20 protein-coding genes, 1 tRNA gene and 5 pseudogenes are annotated in these 22,943 nt (G+C 45.2%); 16 read left to right on the top strand and 10 right to left on the bottom strand.

Features of this window, described 5'->3' with window-relative positions:
• Positions 1-53: 53 nt before the first annotated feature.
• Both murQ and HFV01_RS14975 read right to left on the bottom strand, forming a co-directional pair.
• Complete coding sequence (gene murQ, locus HFV01_RS14980; protein WP_193521246.1) at positions 54-983, bottom strand: N-acetylmuramic acid 6-phosphate etherase; 930 nt, start codon at positions 981-983, stop codon at positions 54-56.
• A 32-nt stretch (positions 984-1,015) separates the two neighbouring features.
• Positions 1,016-1,402, bottom strand: a complete 387-nt coding sequence (locus HFV01_RS14975; RefSeq protein ID WP_006625993.1) for a DUF3110 domain-containing protein — start codon at positions 1,400-1,402, stop codon at positions 1,016-1,018.
• Positions 1,403-1,582: 180 nt separating this feature from the next.
• On the opposite strand from HFV01_RS14975, the gene HFV01_RS14970 reads away from it, so the two are divergent.
• The gene (locus HFV01_RS14970) at positions 1,583-2,692 is read left to right on the top strand and encodes a class I SAM-dependent methyltransferase (protein ID WP_193521245.1); all 1,110 of its coding nucleotides are present in this window, start codon (positions 1,583-1,585) and stop codon (positions 2,690-2,692) included.
• Positions 2,693-2,811: 119 nt separating this feature from the next.
• Here the strand turns inward: HFV01_RS14970 and HFV01_RS14965 are convergent, their stop codons facing one another.
• Positions 2,812-3,213, bottom strand: a complete 402-nt coding sequence (locus HFV01_RS14965) for a hypothetical protein (protein ID WP_318286267.1) — start codon at positions 3,211-3,213, stop codon at positions 2,812-2,814.
• A 444-nt stretch (positions 3,214-3,657) separates the two neighbouring features.
• On the opposite strand from HFV01_RS14965, the gene HFV01_RS14960 reads away from it, so the two are divergent.
• Complete coding sequence (locus HFV01_RS14960) at positions 3,658-4,473, top strand: calcium-binding protein (RefSeq protein WP_006625988.1); 816 nt, start codon at positions 3,658-3,660, stop codon at positions 4,471-4,473.
• 49 nt (positions 4,474-4,522) lie between these two features.
• Here the strand turns inward: HFV01_RS14960 and HFV01_RS14955 are convergent, their stop codons facing one another.
• Positions 4,523-4,879: a hypothetical protein gene (locus HFV01_RS14955; protein WP_006625987.1), complete on the bottom strand. Its 357-nt coding sequence runs from the start codon at positions 4,877-4,879 to the stop codon at positions 4,523-4,525.
• 79 nt (positions 4,880-4,958) lie between these two features.
• On the opposite strand from HFV01_RS14955, the gene HFV01_RS14950 reads away from it, so the two are divergent.
• The 7 genes and pseudogenes from HFV01_RS14950 to HFV01_RS14920 all read left to right on the top strand — a co-directional run bounded on the left by HFV01_RS14950 (position 4,959) and on the right by HFV01_RS14920 (position 11,047).
• On the top strand, positions 4,959-5,666 hold the full coding sequence (locus HFV01_RS14950; RefSeq protein ID WP_046321757.1) for a YdcF family protein: 708 nt from the start codon (positions 4,959-4,961) through the stop codon (positions 5,664-5,666).
• 163 nt (positions 5,667-5,829) lie between these two features.
• Positions 5,830-5,917: transfer RNA gene (locus HFV01_RS14945), tRNA-Ser, on the top strand.
• A gap of 195 nt (positions 5,918-6,112) precedes the next feature.
• Positions 6,113-6,541: a photosystem I reaction center subunit II PsaD gene (locus HFV01_RS14940; protein WP_006616635.1), complete on the top strand. Its 429-nt coding sequence runs from the start codon at positions 6,113-6,115 to the stop codon at positions 6,539-6,541.
• 202 nt (positions 6,542-6,743) lie between these two features.
• Positions 6,744-8,288 carry an anthranilate synthase component I gene (gene trpE, locus HFV01_RS14935; protein WP_006625985.1) on the top strand — a complete coding sequence of 515 codons (1,545 nt, stop codon included), beginning with the start codon at positions 6,744-6,746 and terminating at the stop codon, positions 8,286-8,288.
• A 5-nt stretch (positions 8,289-8,293) separates the two neighbouring features.
• Positions 8,294-8,536 (top strand): annotated as a pseudogene (locus HFV01_RS14930) (PhzF family phenazine biosynthesis protein); the annotation flags it as partial.
• Positions 8,537-8,680: 144 nt separating this feature from the next.
• Positions 8,681-9,205 (top strand): annotated as a pseudogene (locus tag HFV01_RS14925) (aminotransferase class I/II-fold pyridoxal phosphate-dependent enzyme); the annotation flags it as partial.
• Between the two features lie 198 nt (positions 9,206-9,403).
• The gene (locus tag HFV01_RS14920; protein WP_006669013.1) at positions 9,404-11,047 is read left to right on the top strand and encodes a YcjF family protein; all 1,644 of its coding nucleotides are present in this window, start codon (positions 9,404-9,406) and stop codon (positions 11,045-11,047) included.
• A gap of 7 nt (positions 11,048-11,054) precedes the next feature.
• On the opposite strand, the gene HFV01_RS14915 is transcribed toward HFV01_RS14920, so the two are convergent.
• Complete coding sequence (locus tag HFV01_RS14915) at positions 11,055-11,501, bottom strand: cytochrome c (RefSeq protein WP_006625980.1); 447 nt, start codon at positions 11,499-11,501, stop codon at positions 11,055-11,057.
• A gap of 108 nt (positions 11,502-11,609) precedes the next feature.
• Positions 11,610-12,521 (bottom strand): MBL fold metallo-hydrolase, encoded by a 912-nt coding sequence (locus HFV01_RS14910; RefSeq protein ID WP_193521244.1) that lies wholly within the window; start codon positions 12,519-12,521, stop codon positions 11,610-11,612.
• 553 nt (positions 12,522-13,074) lie between these two features.
• Here HFV01_RS14910 and HFV01_RS14905 point away from each other — a divergent pair.
• The 5 genes and pseudogenes from HFV01_RS14905 (at position 13,075) to HFV01_RS14885 (ending at position 17,619) form a co-directional block, all read left to right on the top strand.
• On the top strand, positions 13,075-13,242 hold the full coding sequence (locus HFV01_RS14905; protein WP_008050452.1) for an FHA domain-containing protein: 168 nt from the start codon (positions 13,075-13,077) through the stop codon (positions 13,240-13,242).
• Positions 13,243-13,988: 746 nt separating this feature from the next.
• Positions 13,989-15,059, top strand: coding sequence for an IS4-like element ISAtsp3 family transposase (locus tag HFV01_RS14900; RefSeq protein ID WP_006670036.1), 1,071 nt, complete (start codon positions 13,989-13,991; stop codon positions 15,057-15,059).
• Between the two features lie 244 nt (positions 15,060-15,303).
• On the top strand, positions 15,304-16,179 hold the full coding sequence (locus tag HFV01_RS14895) for an IS630 family transposase (protein ID WP_006625975.1): 876 nt from the start codon (positions 15,304-15,306) through the stop codon (positions 16,177-16,179).
• A gap of 19 nt (positions 16,180-16,198) precedes the next feature.
• Positions 16,199-16,459: pseudogene (locus tag HFV01_RS14890) on the top strand (zinc ribbon domain-containing protein); the annotation flags it as partial.
• A gap of 216 nt (positions 16,460-16,675) precedes the next feature.
• Positions 16,676-17,619, top strand: a pseudogene (locus HFV01_RS14885) (IS630-like element ISAtsp7 family transposase).
• Between the two features lie 121 nt (positions 17,620-17,740).
• On the opposite strand, the gene HFV01_RS14880 reads toward HFV01_RS14885, so the two are convergent.
• The 3 genes and pseudogenes from HFV01_RS14880 to ltrA all read right to left on the bottom strand — a co-directional run.
• Positions 17,741-18,052 carry a DUF2973 domain-containing protein gene (locus HFV01_RS14880; protein WP_006625974.1) on the bottom strand — a complete coding sequence of 104 codons (312 nt, stop codon included), beginning with the start codon at positions 18,050-18,052 and terminating at the stop codon, positions 17,741-17,743.
• A 194-nt stretch (positions 18,053-18,246) separates the two neighbouring features.
• Positions 18,247-18,588, bottom strand: coding sequence for a DUF2605 domain-containing protein (locus HFV01_RS14875; protein WP_006625973.1), 342 nt, complete (start codon positions 18,586-18,588; stop codon positions 18,247-18,249).
• 199 nt (positions 18,589-18,787) lie between these two features.
• A pseudogene (ltrA, locus tag HFV01_RS14870) lies at positions 18,788-20,305 on the bottom strand (group II intron reverse transcriptase/maturase); the annotation flags it as partial.
• Between the two features lie 567 nt (positions 20,306-20,872).
• On the opposite strand from ltrA, the gene HFV01_RS14865 reads away from it, so the two are divergent.
• The gene (locus HFV01_RS14865) at positions 20,873-21,094 is read left to right on the top strand and encodes a hypothetical protein (protein ID WP_193520191.1); all 222 of its coding nucleotides are present in this window, start codon (positions 20,873-20,875) and stop codon (positions 21,092-21,094) included.
• Positions 21,095-21,212: 118 nt separating this feature from the next.
• Here HFV01_RS14865 and HFV01_RS14860 read toward each other — a convergent pair whose 3' ends face one another.
• Positions 21,213-21,440 (bottom strand): reverse transcriptase N-terminal domain-containing protein, encoded by a 228-nt coding sequence (locus HFV01_RS14860; RefSeq protein WP_081587722.1) that lies wholly within the window; start codon positions 21,438-21,440, stop codon positions 21,213-21,215.
• Between the two features lie 1,229 nt (positions 21,441-22,669).
• On the opposite strand from HFV01_RS14860, the gene HFV01_RS14850 reads away from it, so the two are divergent.
• Positions 22,670-22,897 (top strand): hypothetical protein, encoded by a 228-nt coding sequence (locus tag HFV01_RS14850; protein WP_071533611.1) that lies wholly within the window; start codon positions 22,670-22,672, stop codon positions 22,895-22,897.
• Positions 22,898-22,943: the final 46 nt, after the last annotated feature.

Genomic DNA, 22,943 nt, shown 5'->3' with positions numbered 1-22,943 from the left:
GAGATGGATTGAGCGTGAGGGGAACCATTAAGTTGGAAATAGATAGTTGACTGCTAATTATTTTTGATGGTTTTTTGATGCTTTAACACCGCATCTCTCAATTGTCCTTGACATTCATCAAGCAGTTGAATTCCCCCTGACGCATCTAAATCAGTCCAATACATTAATAGGGCTAATTTCACCGATTTATTACTGCGTTCTAATAATTCTGCCGCTTGTGAGCGAGTCATACCTGTTAAATCAATTAAAATACGCATCGCCCGATCGCGTAATTTATTATTCGTCACCGCCACATCAACCATGCGATTACCGTAGACTTTTCCTAGCCTCACCATCACACTGGTTGAGATGATATTTAATGCCATTTTGGTGACAGTTCCCGCTTTCAGACGAGTCGAACCCGCCAGGATTTCTGGACCTACTAAAAGGCGGATATCTACATCAGCATCAAACGTCACTTGTTCCCTGGGAACACAAGCCATAAATATCGTTTTTGCCCCTCGACTTTTCGCTGCTTGTAGCGCCCCATGAACATAGGGAGTTGTGCCGCCAGCCGTAATTCCTAGGACGACATCTAACTCCGTGATTTGGCGGTGGGCGATCGCTTTTTCCCCATCTGTCGCCCTATCTTCTAATTCTTCCGAACTACGAATTAATGCCCCTGCGCCCCCCGCAATAATCCCCTGTACCAGTTCCGGGGGACTACAGAAGGTGGGCGGACATTCAGCCGCATCTAACACCCCTAAACGGCCACTCGTACCCGCCCCGACGTAAAATAACCTCCCCCCTTTTTTTAGGGATTGTGTAGTTATGTCGATGGCTAGGGCCAGGGATTCGCGGGCATGGGCGATCGCCAGTAAAGTTCTGACATCCTCGCGGTTGAACAAATCCACCAATTCTAGGGAAGTCAGGCGATCGAGGTTTTCGCTACTCGCATTAGCCTGTTCCGTCAATAAATGGCCCCGCGTTTCCAAATTAGTCATGTTTTGCTGTTGGTCCTTCACAAGTTATCAGGCTAAAGTAAACCTTCTAGGCGACGGCGAATGCTGTCGAGTTCGTCTGATGGGAATTCTGAAGATTCCTCTGAGTCCCTTTCGTCTTGGGTTTTGCCTTGCTTTTCCCACTCCAACTCCTCCACATTATTTTCTGGAGGAATCGCTAAAGCCCCAGACGGAATCAGCTCCCAATCATAATCTACACTGCGACAGAATTCTTTGATTTCATCATCATCAATTCCCTCAATACAGGGACTGGGGAAATCTTGGGCTTCCAACAAACCACCAAAGCGGATGGCATCGTCTTCCTCCTCAAACATTAACACCTTATTGCGATCGCCCATCTGAATTGTATGGATTCCCTCATTATCAGTCCCGGCATTGAACAGCAAGACATAGACTTTCATGATCTTGAATCGGGTTGTTAACAACAGCTTGATCTTATCTTACAACCTCCGATCACCTTTTTTCTCAACTCCACCATGGATCCCCATTCCAGAGCCAACCGCTTCCCGTTGAGATGTGCCAACCAGTCTGCTAGACTGTCTCCACCAGCTAAATATCACAATATTGGAGGATTATCTTGTATGAATTATACCATATCCGGTGCTGAAATGCCAGCCATTAAAACATTTGTTAACCATCAAGTTAAGTTTCCTGATCGCTTTAATTCAACCATTGACAATCAGGATGAGATGTATTTATTCGCCCTCCAAAATCAAGGCAGCCCTGAACGCGCTATAATTCGTTACTATAGCAATGGCATTCGCATTTTTGATGCCGTCAAACAAGTCGTTGATTGGCATTTTGGCAGCTTTCATAAAATCAGTGCCTTTTTAGACTTTGCTAGTGGCTATGGTCGCTCTACCAGGTTTTTTGTGCAAGAAATACCCTCAGATAAAGTCTGGATTTCTGATATTTATGCCGAGGGGGTAAAGTTTCAGGTTGAACAATTTGGCGTTAATGGTATTGTGTCTACCTCTCAGCCAAAAGACTATCTTTGTAGTCAGAGTTTTGATGTGATTTTGGCTTGTTCCTTTTTTAGCCATCTCCCTAAAGCTACCTTTTCCCAATGGTTAAAGGTGTTATATGACTTACTTAATCCCAACGGTTTATTATTATTTAGCGTCCATGATCGCAGTTTATTACCATCTCATTTAATGATTGATGATTCCGAGTTATTATTTTGTCTGAATAGTGAAAGCAGAACTTTGGACTTGGGGGAATATGGAACCAGTTATGTCGGCGAAAATTTTGTCGCTAATACCATTGCTGATATTTCCGACCATCAGGCTGTTTATCATCGCATACCGCAGGGAATTTGTCGGTATCAAGACCTATATATTTTGGCGAAAAATCCGACCATGACTTGGGAGAATTTTCGATATTATCATCATCCTATAGGAAAAATTGAACATTGTCATCTTACCGCTGATGGGGTTTTGGAATTGGGGGGTTGGGTTTCCGAAATTAACCCTGGTGGTCAGGTTTCCGAAATTTTGGTTTATCTAAATACTCTCTTAGTTTATCGGCAAACAATTACCTGCTCAGATAATTATGACCACCAATGGCATTTTAGCTTAAAGTTAGATCAGGTTAATTTGGACGATATTATTTTAGTCAAAACTATTAATAATTTTGGCTTAGAATGGGTGTTTGATTGTGCGCCACTGGAGTTTTGGTTGAGGGGTAACTAATTGCTATGATGAAAATCACACAGTCTCCAGTTTTAATTATTACCGAAATCCATAAATATGGGACTTTTGGGCATTCCTCAAAGAAGTAATGATGCCTTGTGGCGATCGATAAAATACCATTAGGCACTAATGTGATTCTGCCAACACTTGGAAAAGGACAAGGCCTTGCCTACTAAGCGAGACACTCCTTGCCTCAAGGTATTGTTAAACCCCCTTTTTTTGAGCCTTACCTGGACTTGGCGGCGTACAGAGACATATTTCTGATTAACGTAGTTTGGCAGCCAGGGTTCAGGCACTTGGACGGCTCCTGCTATTCCAGCCTGGGGAATTCCCTCAGTCCGCCAACGGTCAATCAGAGACCGTGTTCCTTGGTGAATCACCTTTTTGGTGGGGTTTTCAACAAACTGTGGTCCACAATCACGACACTTGAACCGTTGTTGGCCGCTTTTGAATCTGTCTTCAACTTTGGTACAGATACCTAATACTAGCACCGAGATGATGATACCATTTACGGAGGTCAAGGTAATGACTCTCGTAGGTGAAACAGGTAGCGACCTGTTATTGGGTGATAGGGGGGATGATACTTAATGGGTATTAGCGATCGAGTTCCTGGTTATACATTAATTGATCACTTTGCTCTGGATGAGGATATCATCCAGTTAACGGACTTCCGAGGAACTTTTCGACTCTAACCTTCCCCCGAACAATTACCCCCCGGTACAGCAATTGTTGGCCAAAATCGCCAAGGAGATTTTGACTTAATTGCCCTAGTCAAGGACGTTTTCTGCTTCGATTTAGAGGAAAATTATTTTAGATTTTCTTAATAAATCGCCAGAATGTTCATGTTGTACAAGTAAATGACCATGCCGACCCAAATATCGGATTTTTAGCCAAATTTCCTGAGCTAAAATCAGGGTAGCAGAAAACACAGTCAAAGTCCGAGTTGTTGTTTATTTTTTATACCCATGGAAGACCTAATTCTAAATCTAACCAATACCGAAACCCCGTCAACCCCGTCAACCCCTGTACCTCCCCGTGTATCGACAGATGAGATAGATACCTTATTTGGTGGTCCTGGCAATAATGTTTTCCTGCTTCAGAATCATTTTGATCAATTGCCTCCCCTGAGTCCAGCCACGACTCAAATTGGTACTAACAATGACGATGAGTTATTTGGAACCAATGGGAATGATGTCATCCTAGGTCGCGGCGGTAATGATACCATTTACGGATTTATGGGTGATGATTTCATAGATGGTCAAGGGGGAGATGACCTGATTTATGGCGGTCAGGGTAATGATATCTTATCAGGGGCTGAAGGTAGAGATACCATATTCGGCGATATCGGTGATGATATCATTTACGGTGGCGCAGATGACGACCTGTTATTTGGCAACCAGGGCAATGATACAATTTATGGTGACGGCGGTAATGATACCATCTATGGCGGTCAGGGAGACGACTACCTAGTAGGCGGTAGTGGTAATGATCTGTTATTTGGTGACCAAGGAAATGATACCCTAGTGGGAATAAGTCGCGCCGGAAGAGGTTACACCCTGATCGGTGATTTTGACCCAGAGAAAGATACGGTGATGTTACGGGGACGCAGAGAAAATCATGAATTAGTTCCATCCCAGGAGCTATCTGTTGCTACCAATGTTAGTCTACCAGAAGGAACGGCAATTATTCAGACCACCCTAGATGGTACTCAGCAACTGTTAGCCGTTATTCAGGATAATTTCTTTTTGGATATTGACGCGAGTTATTTCGACTTCTTATGACGGTTTCAGGGCGCTAATGATTAGTCATAGCGCCCTTACCATCATCCCCTTAATTATTGTCCAGTTTCGCACTACAGGTTAAAGCTACATCCACCAATTCATCTGGGGCTTGTCCAGTTTCCTGAAGTTGCTGTACGATGTCCACAAACTCCTCAATCGAAAATCGATCTTGATACTCAAAAATGGTACACTGACAGATAGTTTGCGCTTGTTGGGGGGTTAGCCCTGACCTCTGCGATCGCTCACGACAATTGCTCACATAATTGCTGACAAACTCTTGAGGATAAGCATTCCTGGGTTGTTGTTGGTAACTAGGAGATTCAGCAGCAGCCATCGTAGAGACAGTCACCGTGAAACTTAGGGAACCTAAGAAAAAAAATTGTTGCCAAATTTTGGGTATGCTCATGCTATTAATTGGATTCCGTATCAGCCTGCGGAAGTCTCCACAACTTGACATTATAGCAGTAGGATTTGGTACGCCTTAGATGAGTAAGCCTCAGAACACCCCCAGGTTGATTAGACAAGGCGCGCGCCGCCGAGTCAAAATTTTGCTCATAGCAGCGTGCGCCTTAATGTTATTCATGAGTCTAGGACTGGTCAATCACCTGTTAATAATGCGATCGTCCGCTAGAGAACCCGTTGATACCTTCTTAGTATTGGGGGGAAGTATCCGCCGAGAAATCTATGTTTCCCAACTAGCCACAGAATATCCACAAATCCCCATTATCATTTCTAAAGGTTCCGACGATCCCTGCATTGTCAAGCTATTTGAGCGCAACAAAGCCCCCAGCCAAGGAGTTTGGTTAGAAAAATGTGCCAACTCCACCTTCGGGAATTATATGTTTAGTCAACCCTTACTCACCCAATGGGGTGCGCGCCATGTAAAAATCCTCACCTCAGATACCCACCTTCCCAGGGCCCAATGGATGGCTAAAATCATGTTAGGAGCCCATGGGATTTGGCCTGAAATGGAATTAGTAGAAGAATCCGGGATACCCGGGAACACAGAATCTCTGATCAAAACCATATTAGACCTCAGCAGAGCCATACTTTGGGCTTTTTTTAGCCAGATCTGGCAACCGAGTTGTTCTGATATTGTTCACCTTCCAGAAGTCGATATGGCTTCCTGGTGTGTAAATGGTTTTACCTGCGAGTATCAGGGGGGAGTTGATCCCGAATCCCTATGCAATTAGAAAATCAGCAGAAGTAACCGCCGATCTCTAAAATGGAGTCCAACCAGTTCGCAGCATTAGAGTGGGGTGCTTTTCTGTGTCTGTTGGCCAACCAAGACCTACAGCTTTTTTGTTGAAATTTCCCTGGGAAATGCTATAATGATTAATGAGCTTGGAAATGCCTGGAGAGGTGGCAGAGATGGTCGATTGCGACGGACTCGAAATTCGTTAGGGGTGCAAGCTCCTCGTGGGTTCGAATCCCACCCTCTCCGGTTTTGCTCAGGCTCAATCATGACCAGCCCTGGCGCTAATCCCTACCTGTGCGAGCGATCGCGCGCGAGGGGTTAGGGCAGGGTTTGGCTGTTTTTATGGCTGCTGTGGATATCTGTGTAACGGATCTTTACGATCGCTACTGAGAAGGTATTATCAGTGATAGGATCCCGTAAAAACCTTTGAGATAATTTTCTATGGTAGAAACACTGACAGGAAAAGCTCCCAAATTCGGTGGTAGCACAGGTGGTCTTCTCACCAAAGCCCAAGTTGAGGAGAAATATGCCATTACCTGGACCAGCACCAAAGAACAGGTGTTTGAAATGCCCACAGGTGGCGCAGCTATTATGAACGAGGGAGAAAACTTGCTCTATCTGGCTCGCAAAGAGCAGTGTCTCGCCTTGGGAACCCAACTGCGGACTAAATTCAAGCCGAAAATCGAGGATTTCAAAATCTATCGGATTTTCCCCAATGGCGAAATGGAATATCTCCACCCCAAAGATGGCGTTTTCCCTGAGAAAGTTAACGAAGGTCGGGAGTTCAACGGAAAAATCGATCGCAAGATTGGTGACAACCCCAACCCAGCTAGTGTCAAATTCAGCGGTAAAGCCACCTACGAGTCTTAGGGGTCTATGGGTAGGGGCGGGTTCACCGGACTTTTCATTCAGATAATGAGCTTTTGTAGCACCCACCCCTACAGTACAGGTAAACTCCCTATAAGATCAGGTTTGCTGGTTCCTGATTTTTCACCAAAAACCAGCATTTTCTGTTATTTTTGATACACCGTAGCATTAAATTCAGCTACCAATTTTCCCAAAAATTACAACGATGATTTTTCCAGATTTCTCCCAATTCTGCCAACTACAGGCTAGGGGTAACTTCATTCCTGTCTATCAGGAGTGGGTGGCGGACTTGGATACACCAGTTTCGGCGTGGTATCGGGTTTGTGCAGGTCAACCTTACAGCTTCCTGTTGGAGTCAGTCGAAGGTGGGGAGAAAATTGGGCGTTACAGCTTTCTGGGTTGTGATCCTCTGTGGACTTTATCCGCCCGCGGCGATCGCATGATTCAAAAATTTAGGGACGGTCAACAACAAGATTTTCAAGGCGATCCGTTTAAGGTATTAGCTGACTGTCTTAAACCCTATCAACCTGTCAAATTGCCAGAACTACCGCCGGGAATTGGGGGACTGTTCGGGTTTTGGGGTTATGAATTAATCAACTGGATTGAACCACGAGTCCCCATTTATCCCCTTACAGACGATGATTTACCCGATGGCCTATGGATGCAGCTTGATAGTTTACTAATTTTTGACCAGGTGAAGCGCAAGGTTTGGGCTATATCTTATGCTGACCTGCGGGAAACAGACCCAGAAACAGCCTATCAACAGGCTTGCGATCGCGTTACTCAATTGGTAGATAAACTGAGATCTCCCCTATCTCGTCAGAGTACCCTATTACAATGGACTCCCCCCGATAGCAACAAATCTGATGATACCGAAACATCACGCCAATACAGCAGCAATTTCTCCCGCGACCAGTTTTGTGCTGCTGTTGACCGGGCGAAGGACTATATTAGGGCGGGAGATATCTTTCAGGTCGTCATTTCCCAACGCCTGGCGGCACAATACCAAGGCGATCCTTTCTCCTTGTATAGATCCCTGCGTTTAATCAATCCTTCCCCCTATATGGCTTATTTTAACTTTGGGGATTGGCAGATGATTGGATCTAGCCCGGAAGTGATGGTCAAAGCCGAAAAAAACATTGACGGAAAGGCGCGCGCCACCGTTCGCCCCATTGCTGGAACCCGCCGCCGTGGTAAAAACTCCCAGGAGGATCAACACCTAGAGCAAGATTTGCTACAGGACCCCAAAGAAATCGCCGAGCACGTTATGCTAGTAGACCTCGGACGTAATGATTTAGGGCGCGTCTGCCAAAATGGAACCGTAATGGTTGATCAGTTGATGGTCGTCGAACGCTATTCCCATGTTATGCACATTGTTAGTAATGTGGTGGGAGACTTAGCAGATGATCAAACTGCTTGGGATTTATTAAAAGCCTGTTTTCCCGCTGGGACTGTTAGCGGTGCGCCGAAAATTCGGGCTATGGAAATTATTAATGAGTTGGAACCTAGCCGCCGAGGTCCATATTCCGGCGTTTATGGCTATTATGATTTTGAGGGACAACTAAACACGGCTATCACGATCCGCACTATGATTGTCCGTCAGGGGGAAGATGGTATAAATCAAGTTTCTGTACAAGCGGGGGCTGGACTTGTGGCTGACTCCCAACCGGAAAAGGAATATGAGGAAACCCTCAATAAGGCGCGGGGGTTATTGGAAGCCATTAGCTGTCTGAAAACTTCTCAGAGTTAGTTTTTATGAATTTCTACATCGTTGATGTTTTTGCAGAAGCTAAATATGCCGGAAATCAACTCGCTGTTTTCTTCGGTGAGGGTGTTTCCTCTCTGTCCGATGAGGAAATGTTAGAAATTGCCCAGGAAATTAATTATTCAGAAACTACTTTTATCCGTTCCGAGGGAATGGTTGATGGTGGCTATGATGTCAGGATTTTTACCCCTTCCAAAGAATTGTGGTGGGTTGCGGGTAATCCTACACCAGGACTTTTGGGTTTGGATGCCGGATTTTGACGATAACTTCATTCAAAAGTGGTAGGATTCCTTTTAATCGTCCCTCTCAATGGGGTTTATTTTTCTATTTGGTAATGATTGTAGTTCCTTAGAAAGCCTAGAATTTTTACCTATAAACCGCCATTCTTTCCTAACAGTGAATCCCACACAATTTCTCTCTTCAGTTTATCCAAAGCCTACGGTTTTGCATCCTGGCGCATTGGATATATGCTAATTCCTGAACACTTACTAATCCCCATCCAAAAAGTTCAAGATACCATCTTAATCTGTCCTCCCGTCATCTCCCAATATGTAGCTTTAGGCGCGTTAAAAGTAGGTTATGAATATTGCCAAAATCATATTAAAACCATCACGGAAGTTCGGGATATATTTCTCAATGAACTCAGCCAATTATCAGATTTTTGCACAATTCCGCAAGCTGATGGCGCGTTTTACTTTCTGCTGAAAATAGACACAGAGTTAGACTCAATGGAATTAGCCCAACAACTGATTAAACAGTTTGGGGTAGCCGTAATTCCGGGGACTACCTTTGGTATGTCACAAGGCTGTTATTTACGGGTAGCTTATGGGGCGTTAAAACCAGACACCGCCGCCGAAGGAATTGGGCGTTTAGTCAAAGGTCTGAAAACCTTAGTTATTTAGATTAACCTATCAATCATCTATCCGGGATTATCCCCCCAAGGGAAACTAATAGCCAGCCATAATTGCATTATACCAGCCCCCCAATTTTGTACCTATACCATTTTAGCCCAAATCCTAATAGCTGCATAGGTCAGTCAAAATCCCCAAATTAACCAGCTATGATAGAAAACAGACTGATTTGAGATTAACCATAAGATTATGCCTTTATACCGCCTTTTCATCATCATTGTGGGTGTTTGTGTCATCCTGGGTTTAATGATTTGGCTAGTCACATCGATTTCTTGGTTATACAGTCAAGTGGCGTGGATGGCTAACCCGATTTTAGCAAATTTGTTGCTAGTTGTGTTAATAGGTTTGCTAGGGTTATTGATGTATACGTTTTTCTACTATTTGAGGCTGTTTCAATTTGGAAGTAATGGGAGGAAAAAACGCCGCCATAACTTGCGTATCCCTTTGGATAAATCCGAGGCGGCTGAAACGTCTTTAAAAGCTATCCGACAACAGGTTAATCAAATTCAAGATGAAGTAGCACGTCAGGCGTTAATAAGTCGTTCTCAGGATATACAAGCTAACCTATCTCAAGGTAGCATTCAGGTGGTGATATTTGGCACAGGTTCCGCCGGGAAAACATCTCTGGTTAATGGGTTAATGGGGGAGATGGTCGGGCGGGTTGACGCACCCATGGGAACTACCATAAATGGGGAAACTTATCGACTCGAATTAAAGGGGTTAAATCGGGAAATTTTAATCATTGATACTCCGGGAATTGGGGAGGTTGGAGAAGGGGGAGTAACTCGTTCAGAAATGGCTAGAACCCTGGCTACCGAGGCAGATTTATTATTATTTGTGGTGGATAATGATTTGCGTCAATCCGAATTATATCCTCTGCGTAATTTGGCGGAAATGGGTAAGCGATCGCTATTAATTTTTAACAAAACCGACTTGTATACAGAAGCTGATAAAAATCAGATTTTAAATCGATTAAAGCAACGAGTGAGCGGGTTTATTTCTCCGGAAGATGTCATAGCGATCGCCGCTAATCCTCAACTAATTAATCTGGACAATGGAGATACATTTAAACCTGAGCCTGATATCATGCCACTTATTCATAAAATCGCCACAATTCTACGCGCCGAAGGGGAAGAATTAATAGCTGATAATATCCTTCTCCAGTCTCAAAGATTAGGCGAAGAAGCGCGGCGTTTAATTGATAATCAACGTCTACGCCAAGCCGAACAAATTGTCGATAGATATCAGTGGATTGGGGCTGGGGCTATTGCTGTTACGCCGCTTCCGGTGGTAGATTTATTAGCGACTGCGGCAGTTAATGCCCAAATGGTAGTAGAAATTGGCAAAATATATGGGTGTAAATTAAATATGGATAGAGGGCGAGAGTTGGCGTTATCTCTCGCGAAAACTTTAGGCAGTTTAGGCATTGTTAAAGGTGCGATTCAATTAGTAGCTACCGCCCTACATTTTCACATCGGTACTATTGTAGTTGGTAAGGCGATTCAAGGGATAACTGCCGCTTATTTAACCCGAATTGCGGGGCGTAGTTTTATCGAGTATTTTCGCCAAAATCAAGATTGGGGAGATGGGGGTATAACAGAGGTGGTGCAGCGACAATTTCAACTTAATCGGCGAGATGAGTTTGTGCGAGGATTTATTCAAGATGCGATCGCCCGCGTGATTGAACCATTGAACCTCGATCAATCATCAGCAGAGTCCGATGATGAACTAGAATTAGAATTAGACAAACCCTCAGATATTGCCCCCTATTTAGATCAAGATTCATCTCAAGATGATTGGGATAATCCCCGTCATCCTCGAGAGAATTGGTAAAAATTTACTACGGAGAATCTTCCCATTCTGGAGTCAAAAGACGGAAGTTATAATCAGATGCACCCGGATGACAGGTTTGGCAATTATGAATATTAATGGGTTCCGTAAATTCTACGCGGGGATGTAGCGCCCTAAAAAAGCGCGATCGCTCAATTCTAAAAGGGATACCCTCTTCAGCCACAGTCATAGAACGGGAAAAATGGCGGAGATAATTCCACACCAACAGGCGAGCCGGATCCACTAAAGGTTCAATTTGAGTGCCATAATGTTGACTATCCTGGAGAATTTGTTGCCAAGTCTGTCTCGGTAAAACTGACGGCGGAATAGGAATATGGCAAGTAGCGCAGTTTTCTAAATAGAGTTCCTGGCCCAGTTGAAATTCTGGCGGTACAAAATCAACAGTACCGATCGCACTAACAGAATACTGACCTATACTTGGCGTTGTAATGCCCAAGGATATCAGGACAGCAACCAGAATCAAACAGCATCGAATCAATAGAGAATATCTCCTTTCGCTGCGCCGATTGGAGAGTCTGGAATTGAACATATTATAGAAGTTAGCTTATTCTAGGGTAATGACCATACCTTCTCTGGCAACAACCCCCTGGGGGAAAGCAGCCTTAAGTTCAAGTTGGACGTGATCGAGAAAATCATCATCGTGGGATGGGTCATGTTGATACATGGCTATCTGCTTAACACCCGCTTTTTTGGCAATTTCTACCCCTACCTCCCAGGTAGAATGTCCCCACCCGATTTTGGGACACTTATGATCATGATACTCCTCATTAGTATAGGTAGCATCATAAATCAGCAAGTCGGCATTGCGAGCCAAGTGCAGAACATTATTATCAAAGCGATCGAGAAAATGCTCTGTATCACTACAGTAAACCGCTGTACGGCCTTCCCAAGTAACCCGATAGCCGACCGCCATATTAGGATGATTTAGAGGAGCCGTTTCGATTTTAATGCCATCGGACAAAGCAATCACATCCCCAGGGATCAGATCATAAAATTTCAGATCTGATTGCATGACGTGCATGGGAACCGGGAAATTAGGATGTACCATTTGATCAGACAGGCGTTCCTTAATCGTTGAGCCATCAGGAGCGATCGCCCCATAGATATGAAAGCGATTAATCGGGATAAATGCTGGCACAAAGAAAGGAAACCCCTGGATATGGTCCCAGTGGGTATGGGAAAAAAAGACAGAGGCTTCAACGGGCATTTGTTTGAGCAGATCCAAACCCAAAACTCTTAACCCAGTCCCTCCGTCAAAAATAAAACGTTGATTTCCCAGACGCATTTCGACACAGGAGGTATTCCCCCCATATCGAACAGTTTTATGGCCAGGGGTAGCAATATTTCCCCTCACCCCCCAAAACTGTACAGAAAACTCCACAGGAGCCGAATTATCATTCATCGCATTATTATCGGAAACTTGAGGATTTTTAACAGGTCGATCATAAACTGGCATTTTAACTGATACAGAGGTTGAACAGCAGTGAGATAAGCAACACTTGAGACCCAATACTCCCTAGTTACTGTTATGACTGATTGGTTATGGTCGAAAGAGAAGTCACCTTCCCCAACTCCACTTCAAAACCGTGCTTGCGAGTTTCCCAGCACACGGCTCCTGATGTAGATACCCTAATTGTCAATAGGAACAGGGCTACTACCCCCCGCTTTGTGACCTCAACTTTGGGAGCTAAATACAACACGTAGTCTTTAAACTCGCTTTCGTCATCAAACTCTTACTTGTCGCGGTCTCTATATCCACACCGTGACTAGTGGGCATATCCTAACCATTACAGTTAGGCATTGGCTTTCAGTCACATCCTTTCCCCTTAAAGGTATACGCTTACACTTTCACTACTCCGCAGGTACATCCTGCCACTTGAGAGCCTAAAAGGGGTTTAAACGTTCCGTTTATACGGGCATTCCATCTTTAGACTTGTCCTCTCCACCGGGGTACTTTTAAAGGTCTGTGTAGGTATTGATAAGATTATCCTACTTTTCCCCTTGCCCATTTGGACGCAGCGTATCAACCTATTTCGCTACCAAACTATTACGATGGTTCAAGTCGGAACATTCAGATTTCCTTAGTCATGGATGGTTGGCAGTGGTCGGATTTTGGGAATAGGTTTTCCCTCACGCCTTCCGTTCCCCGCTTCAGTCTGACGGGTTGTGATTCCTAAAACTGGGGGTGGCTATCGCCGTTACTCTCAACTTCCTGCTATACTAGGTGGGTCACTACTTCCACCGTTCAAACGTTCTGTCTTGACCTTGGGTCTCCTGCCTTGCTTAGATTTCTCCAAGCGTCGGGACATATAAACAGTTATGGGATGGTCAGAGATGCGACTCCCTATATTCCACCAAGGGGTGGAAGTCCCACCATGCGGTGATTTCGGGTATTGCAACCTTATTTCATGCCTGAACGTCTCGCACATCATCCATAATTTCAACACAGTTTCGAGAATTTCTTAGACCCAAACAAGTTCCACAACCAGAACTATTCTAGCGTTTCAGTTAAAATAGACAGATGTGATCATGTTTATCCAACCCTTTTTAAAGGATTAACGTTTAGCAGCCACTCCCTATCCCCAAGGGGTCTCTTTGACACTCCCCAGCCTAAAGGCGTGGGGATTCTTGGGCTGAATCCTGCCTCCACTAACCCTCGTTAGTTTTGGTCTTACAGTTTCATGTCGTATCTGAATTAGGGGTCGAGAATGGAGTCACCTCCATCCCCTCCCATTCAGAACCGTATGTGAGACTTTCCTCAGTACAGGACAAAAAAGCTGAAAGTCTTAGCCAAAAGGGAATCTAGCCGAAAATGCTGAAGGGGGCGCTCCGGGCTGAGGTGAAAGTCGAGGGGTGGGGGGGGTAGCGCCAAGTTGGGGTGAGAGGGTTACATCGGAATTACCACAAACCAAACTTCCCTCTCATGAACGAGCTTAACCGATTACGAGACACTTTGCGCCCTCACTTGCCCTGGCACGGGGCGAGATTAAACTTTGTCTGCCTGTTCCTGATGGCGCTATTCCAAACAAAGACGGTTAATCTGATGGAAATAGCGACTGTATTCGCAAATCCTGTGCAAATTTCCTCAAATTACCAGCGATTACAACGTTTTTTTCGGCAATTCAAATTTGACCGGGCAGAGATTGCCCGTTTCGTCGTTAGCCTCATTGACATTCCCCAACCTTGGACTCTTAGTCTCGACCGCACCTGTTGGTCTTTCGGTCAAACCCATTTCAACATCTTGATGTTGGCAGTCGTCCACGAGGGGATTGCCTTTCCCCTGCTGTGGACGATGCTTGACAAAAAGGGCAATAGCAACAGTGGCGAACGCATGGACTTATTCGACCGCTTCGAGGCACTATTTCCTGACGTGGAGGTGGCTTGTCTGACCGCTGACCGGGAATTTGTGGGGCGAGATTGGCTCTCGTATCTTCTCATCGACCCCGAGGTTCCTTTCCGCCTACGCATCCGCCACAGCGAGCTGATTAGTCCTAAGTTAGGAGGAACTCGGCGTAGCGGCGAACGAATGTTTGATTCTCTGCGACCCGGAGAATTTCGCCAGCTTTCGGGTCGCCGTTGGGTTTGGGGACGGCAGGTTTACGTCATTGGCTCTCGTCTGGCTGATTCGGGGGAGTTGTTGATTCTCATCACTAACGCTTGCCCCGAAACGGCCCTCCCCGACTATGCTCGGCGTTGGGGTATTGAAAACCTCTTCGGAGCCTTGAAGACTCGGGGCTTCTGTCTCGAATCGACTCACTTTAAGGACCCTGAGCGCTTGAGCCGTTTATTGGCTTTGCTTAGCCTGGCTTTTACTTGGGCTATGAAGGTGGGTTTGTGGATTCACCAAGGTTCACCCATTCCTTTGAAGGCTCACGGACGACGCTCCCAGAGTCTTTTCCGCACTGGCTTGGATTTTCTACGCCGCACTTTCTCTAATCTGCCTTTGTTTTCAGGGCGGTTTCACCAGGCTCTACAACTTTTGTCCTGTACTTAGGAGACTTTCACCTCATACGGCTCCTAGTTCGGTTATGGTCGAAAGGGAAGTCGCCTTCCCCAACTCCACTTCAAAACCGTACTTGAGACTTTCACCTCATACGGCTCCTGATGTGGATACCCCTTTGTCATTGGGAACAGGGTTACGATCCCCTGCTTTATGACCTCAACTTTCAGAGCTATAGCACCAGACAGGAAAGTTAGGACGTATAATGGAGAGGACGAGATGACTAAGAAGACCAAAAATGCCAGCCCCCTATAGTTACGACCTCAGACAAAAAGTTATTGATGCAATTGAACTAGACGGTATACCCAAAACCGAAGCCAGTCAAGTTTTCTATGTCAGCAGGAACACTATCAATCTCTGGCTGCCAAGAAAAGCACAGACCGGAGACTTCCTCCCTAAACCTAATCACCCACCTGGCAATAACCACAAAATTACCGACTGGCATAAATTCAAGGCTTTTGCCCAAGAGCATGGCCACAAAACCTCCGCTCAAATGGCTGAACTTTGGGATGACGACATCTCTCCTCGCACCATATCCAGAGCCTTGAAGAAAATTGGCTTCACCAGAAAAAAAACTTACGGCTACCAAGAACGTTGGAAGCAACAGCGAGAGGAGTTTATTGCTCAGATTGAACAGATGGAGCCACAAGAAGTGGTCTACCTCGATGAAGCCGGCATGAATAGTCAGGACTCGGATTACCCTTATGATTACTGCCAGGAAGGAAAACGCTTCCATGCCCTCAAATCAGGGAAGAGGCAGGGCAGGGTGAGCTATATGACCCCATGGTGTCATCAACAACTCTTAGCCCCCTTTAGCTTTGAGGGTTGTTGTAATCGGACAGTGTTTGAGTTGTGGTTGGAGTTCATCTTAATTCCAACACTGAAGCCAGGTCAGACTCTAGTGCTAGACAATGCAACGTTTCATAAAGGGGGACGGATTCCTGAGCTAGTGGAGGCGGCTCAATGCCGTTTGCTCTATCTACCACCTTATTCGCCAGACCTCAACAAGATAGAGAAATGTTGGTCGTGGTTGAAAGCCCGCATTCGCCATTGTATTGAGCAGTTTGATTCTCTCCATGATGCCATGGATTCCGTTCTCAAAGCTGCGTCCTAACCACCTTAACTAATGCTATACCTCACTCGAATGCTCTAACTGTGGTGCAGTGGTCAAAAAAGCCCTATCCACTCGAACTCATGTTTGTCAATGTCGGTTCAACTTGGATAGGGATTGGAATGCTGCGCTCAACATCCTGAAGTCAGCCTTGTCTACGCTAGGGCATAGCGGAACATGTGTCTATTACCCGAACGCTTCAGGAGATTCGACCTCTACTCTGGCTGGAGCAATCCTGTCAAAGCAAGTTGGGTCTATGAATGAAGAATCCCCTCGCCTTTAGGCAGGGGAGTGTCAACCCAAAGGTTTAGGACTAGGGTTGAACAACCGACGACCAATCAGAGTGAGGATTTAGGTATTGATTGCGTGGGGGTCTCCACGGAGCCAGATTAATAAAGGTAGGAGTTATCAATTAGGGGATTTGTTATACAGCCTTTACACAAAACACAAAGTACAGTATAATGTATGGCTATTGTATAAGTTATCACAACCAACTACCATGAGCCGTTACTCTTTAGATTTTCGGAAAAAGATAGTAGAAGCCTATGAAAAAGGAGACACTTCTATCCGAAAAGTAGCGAAACGCTTTTTGGTGAGTCCAGACACGGTAAGGCGACTGGTCAAACAGTATCGATTAACGGGAGACTTATCTCCTCGTAAGTGTGGCACTAAAAAGAAAAGCATTTTATCTAAGCATGAGGAAGCCGTGATAGATATTGTAGAAGCCCACCCCGACCTGACCTTATGGCAATATAGTGATAAGCTCAGAGACAAGCTGGGCATAAATGTCAGTACGACCATGATAGATAGATTTTTAAAGCAGCACGATATAAGTCTCAAAAAAAAACATACAGGAGCGAAAAAGTAGTAACAGAAGAAGCACAGAAAGCGCGAGTAGATTATTGGTAAAGAATTAGAGATGTCGCTCCTGAAAAGCTTGTGTTTATTGATGAAAGTGGGTTATGGGTAGGGATGAGCAGACCGTTAGCCAGAGCGACGAAAGGGAAAAAAGTCTATGAACTGCGGAAATCCTATCGAGGTCAAAAAATGACAATAATTGGTGCAATTAAGCTCTCCGGAGTGGTGGCGACTCAAACATTAGAAGGGTCCATGAAAAAAGAGGATTTTCTCCAATTCATCAAGTTAGATTTATTGCCAAAATTAAAAAAAGGAGATGTAGTGGTAATGGATAACTTAAATTCTCATCATCGAGAAGAAGTCAAAGAAATGATAGAGTCAGTAGGAGCCAGGGTAGAATATCTGCCGGTGTATTCCCCTGAGTTTAACCCGATAGAGATGATGTGGTCACAGCTCAAAAGTTTAGTGTGCAAGTTCAGGACGGAGACCATGGAATTATTAGTGAGATTGGTAGAAGTGGCGGTAAGCCTTGTGGATTTACAGTGTTTGAATAACTGGTTTACCAAGTGTTGTTACTGTGCTTAATGATTGAGATAAAGGCTGTATGTTGTATTAACCTGATACATTTCAGCTTTTCCATGGCAATATAAGGGCAGGTTCAAGATGGTTAAGCTATCCTCCGCCCTAGGGTTTCTATGGTTGGTTTCTAACTATCATCTCTAGTTTCTTCAGAAGAACCGGGGGAAGATTGATAAAGGTTATCTAGCTGAGTTCGCGCATCTTGGACTGAGAGGGAACGCATCACCAGCAAAGGTTCTTTGAGTACATTTCCTGACTCATCTAGTAATTCTGGATGGATGTTCTGGTAATTTCGGGAATCCGCTGACCTAAAGCCACCCGCCGAGTGAGAATTATAGCGCTGAGACTCCATACCAACAGTCAACAGGCTACGAATTAAATTGCGTACTGCTATAAATGCCAGAGTGGTAAAAGCCAGAATATAAAGCAGATGTAACATGATTTACTCCTTGGGGTAGGGATAATTGATGAAAACTGGGCCTTGTTAAAAGCTAATGAATCGAGGCTAAGATTTTGTTCTATTTACCACAACTTTACCGTAAATTAGGGAGCAACCGCTACAGTTTCTCTAAAAATCGAAACCGGGAAAGGAACAGTTGAGAAAACCTACCTATAGCCTGGGGTCCCTAGAACTTAACTGGGATTTCCATTTTCGATCTGGGGTTTCGATTCCAAACGAAAGCGGTTAGCAATGCGCCAACAATCAGTTAAGAGTTGATGCCACGGCATTAGCACCTTCATTTCAATCCCGGCTTGACATCCGGTGGCGTGAAACAGTGTTTTAGCGGTGTTGACCTCTTCCTGGGCTTGTTTAATGCGATCTAGGACTTCTGATTGTTGCTGTTCACTCAGAAAAGGGATGTTCTCAGTTTCCAGGAGTTGTCGCGATCGCCCAAACCAATATTGGAAGTCTTCCAACATCGGCTCCAGAATTGCCTTGAGCAACTCAGTTTCTGAGGAGTTATGATTCGGCATAGCATCGAGATGAAAGTTTATTAATTAGGGGTCGAGAGTGAAGTCGCCTTCACCCCCTCCCATTCAAAACCGTGCATGAAAGTTTCCCTTCACACGGCTCTAGTGGTGCTTCCACATCCCGATAATTGGCATAGACAGGAAAAACTTCCTGATGTGACGCACGCGCAGACTGCTCCATTGTTAAGGATGCAGCGTTGGCGTTATCGAGCGCCGTCTTATCATCGCGGGTGTGGCGGTGTAATAGCTGAAGGTTCTTGTATTCATCCTTTCCGCCGAGGCTTCTAGGTACAATGTGGTCTACTTCAACTAAGTCTGATGGGGTGAAGTATTGCCCGCACCAGGTACACTTGCCTTTTGGCTTTTTGAGTAGTTTTGCTACCCTGTTTGGCGTGTCGATTGCTTGTCCTTTCCTGGTTGCCCAGTAAGTCCAATTACCGTCATAAAGTGTTGCGTCTGGGCGGACTAGGGTATGTCTGACAATTGGTGTCCAGTTGTGTTTATATAGACGTAACCCGTCTTTGGTTTGGAACATCGATTTTTCATGTCTTTCTTTCCTATTACTGAGCGTGACCGTTCCAGGTCTGAAATAATTACTCAGTTTTTCATGATTTGCCTTTCCGCATCTTGAAACTGTCCATGCCCTTAACATTTGCCAAACTATATTATCTAGTTTGTTGAAGGTTTCGGATGAAACAACCCCTGAGTAGTAGTTTGACCATCCCCGAATAATCGGGTTTAATTTGCTAACCAGGGCAGATTGGGGTGTTGTCTTATGTTGTTGAATTACACCCTTAATCACTTCTGTATGGGCTGTAACTGCTTTCTTACTGGGTTTGATGAGGGTTATATGTCCGATTAATCGGCTTGCTATCCCACCTGTTTTTCCAGATTTGTATTTTCCTACTGGATATTGCCTGATGTTGAATCCCAGAAAGTCGAACCCTGGTTTCTCAAGTTTTCCATCATATTCAATCGTATTGAGCGTGTGACAGATTCGAGTATTTTGGGGTTTGATTTCTAGTCCTGTAGGTTTTAACCATTCGGAAATAGCAGTTTTGCACTGTTCAATGATTCCTAAGTCTTTGGATATGACTACAAAATCATCGGCGTATCTTATCAAGTCAACTTGGGTAGCCGTTCCTTTATTAGGATACATTCCTTTAACTAGCCTTTCAATTCCATCCAGTGCGATGTTGGCTATAAGTGGACTTATTACCCCTCCTTGAGGTGTCCCTGCTTCTGTATCCTCAAATACGCCGTTATCTAGCACACCCGCTTTTAACCATGGTTTTAGATCTCTTTTCATGATGCTTGGAAAATGAGTTTTGGACAGTAGATAATCATGGTTTATTCGGTCAAAGCATTTCGCTATATCTGCATCTAAAATGTAGTAACTATTCGTTTTTATGGCAACGTAGATTCTACCAATTGCGTCTTGGGCTGACCTGCCTGGTCTGAACCCATAGCTTGTGCTTTCAAATCTCGCTTCCCATTCGGGTTCGAGAGCCGACTTAACCAAGGCTTGCCTGGCTCTGTCTTGGATTGTGGGTATTCCCAGCGGTCGTTTTTCATCCCTAGCGGGTTTAGGTATCCACACCCGTCGCAGTGGTTTTGCTTTGAGATTTCCTTTTATTCTCTCGGTCATTTCCAGCCTGTGTTTGGGGGATAGCGCTATCACACCATCTACCCCAGCCGTTTTCTTTCCTTGATTGTCTTGGGGGGCGGGTTCATTAAGCTGACTGTTGGCAAGCATGGCTGACCGTGGAACCCACCCCTACAGCCGCAATGCTAGGAGCCGGGTTATGGTCGAAAGGGAAGTCACCTTCCCCAACTCCACTTCCAAACCGTACTTGAGACTTTCACCTCATACGGCTCCTAATGTAGATACCCTTTTTGTCACTAGGAACAGGGTTACGAACCCCCGCTTTATGATTCCAACTTTGGGAGCTTGGCATACAACTCGTAGTCTTTAAACTCGCTCTCGTCATATTACTCCTACTTGTCGCAGTCTCTATATCTACACCGTGACTAGTGGGCATATCCTAATCATTACAATTAGGCATTGGCTTTCAGTCACATCCTTTCCCCTCAATGGTATACGCTTACACTTTTCACTACTCCTTGTGAGTAATATTGCTCACTTTTTTGATAAGGAGAACCAATGAGGAGTTTAAACGTTCCGTTTATATGGGCATTCCATCTTTAGACTTGTCCTCTCCACCGGGGTACTTAAAAAGGTCTGTGTAGGTGTTTTATGCAAAACCCTACTTTTCCCCTTGCTCTTTTGAGCGCAGCGTGGCAACCTATTACGCTGCTAAATCATTACGATGGTTCAAGCCAGACATTCGGTTTCCCTAGTCATGGATGGTTGGCAGTGGTCGCATTTGGTAGTAGGTTCTACCTCACGCCTTCCGTTCCCCGCTTCAATCCCAGAATCGTGTATCCTGAAATTGGGGGTGGCTATCGCCTTTACTCTCTACTCCCTGATTTCTCAGTTTGTTTATGACCTTGAGTCCCCTGCCTTGCTCAGATTTCTCCAAGCGTCGGGACATATAAACAGTTATGGGATGGTCAGGATACGAGTCCCTTATATTCCACCAAGGGGTGGAAGTCCCACTAGGAGGCTATTTCGGGCATTGCATCCCTATTTCACTCCTAAACGTCTCGCACGCATAATATGATTTCACCAATAGACGTTGCCACCTTCTAGCCTTTGCGTCCTGTCCCGATTTAGCTGCTTGGTATATCCTCTTTTGGAGCTTAAAAACGTACCGCTGAACCTTAGCCCAGTTGATACTTTTCCATACAAACGCACGTCTTAGTAGGTTTCGGTTTTCCGAATCCTTTACCATCTCTCGATTTCGTCATCTTGACTCCTACTAAACTCTATCCTTGCAATCAAACCGTGACCCGTTAGCATATCCCGTCCATTACAGCCGGGCGTTGGCTTTTGGTCACATCTCACCCCCTCAAGGGGGTAGGGTCGAACGAGAAGTCACCTTCCCGAACTCCCATACAAAACCGTGCTTGATACTTTCACATCACACGGCTCCTGATGTGGACACCCCGTGTCATGGGAACAGGGTTACGACCCCCTGCTTTGTAACTTCAACTTTCAGAGCTGTATACAACCACGTAGTCTTTAAACTCGCTCTCGTCATAATACTCCTACTAATCGCAGTATCTATATCCACACCGCGACCTGTGGGCATATCCCCACCATGACAATTGGGCTTGGGCTTCTGGTCGCATCCTTCACCCTCAAAAGCATACGCTTACACTTTCACTACTCCACGGGTACATCCCGCCACTGAGAGCTAATGAGGGGTTACAACGTTCCATCTATGCGGGCATTCCATCTTTAGATTCGTCCTCAGAACCGGGGTACTTTAAAGGTCTGTGCACAACTTTCGTTGTTTTTAGGTAGTTGCATGAGCCCCCTACTTTTCCCCTTGCCCTTTTGGGCGCAGCGTGTCAACCTATTTCGCTGCTAGTGTATTACGATGGTTCCAGCCGGACATTCGGTTTCCCTAATCATGGATGGTTGGCAGTGGTCGAGTGAGAGGTAGGTTCCTCTATTACGCCTTCCGTTCCCCGCTTCAATCTGACGGGTTGTGAATCCTAAAACTGGGGGTGGCTATCGCCGTTACTCTCAACTTCCTGCTTTACTAGATGGGTCACGACTCCATCGTTCTAGCGTTCTGTCTTGACCTTGAGTTTCCCTGCCTTGCTTGGTTGTTGAGACCAAGCGTTGGGACACATAGATAGTTATGGGATGGTCAGCAATCCTATCTATATTGCTATAGCTAGAATGAGACATTCCTTATATTCTACCAAGGGGTATAAGTCCCACTGGGAAGTGATTTCAGGCATTGCAGCCCTATTTGGTCTCCCAAACGTTTCGCACCTTGCGCTTACACTTGTCACTACTGACTACTTCGACCAGATAATCAGAGCCTAAGAGGGGTTAAAACGTTCCGTTTATATGGGCATTCCATCTTTAGATTTGTCCTTTCCACCGGGGTACTTTAAAGGTCTGTGTAGGTAGTTAAAATATCCTCCTACTTTTCCCCTTACTCTTTTGAGCGTAGCGTATCAACCTATTTCGCTACTTTATATTGACGATGGTTCAAGCCGGACATTCGGTTTCCCTAATCATGGATGGTTGGCAGTGGTCTCGATTCTGGTGTTGGGTTACACCTCGGAGCCTTCCGTTCCCCGCTTCAATTCTAGGGTTGTGGGTCCTGAAACTGGGGGTGGCTATCGCCGTTACCCTCATCTCTGTTTCGTCACGTTTCCGTTATGTTAAGAATTGTTACGAAATGTTACAGAGTGTATTGACCTTTGGTTCCCTG

The sequence above is a fragment of the Limnospira fusiformis SAG 85.79 genome (assembly GCF_012516315.1).
GTDB lineage: Bacteria > Cyanobacteriota > Cyanobacteriia > Cyanobacteriales > Microcoleaceae > Limnospira > Limnospira fusiformis.
This window is presented reverse-complemented; position numbering and strand designations above follow the sequence as displayed.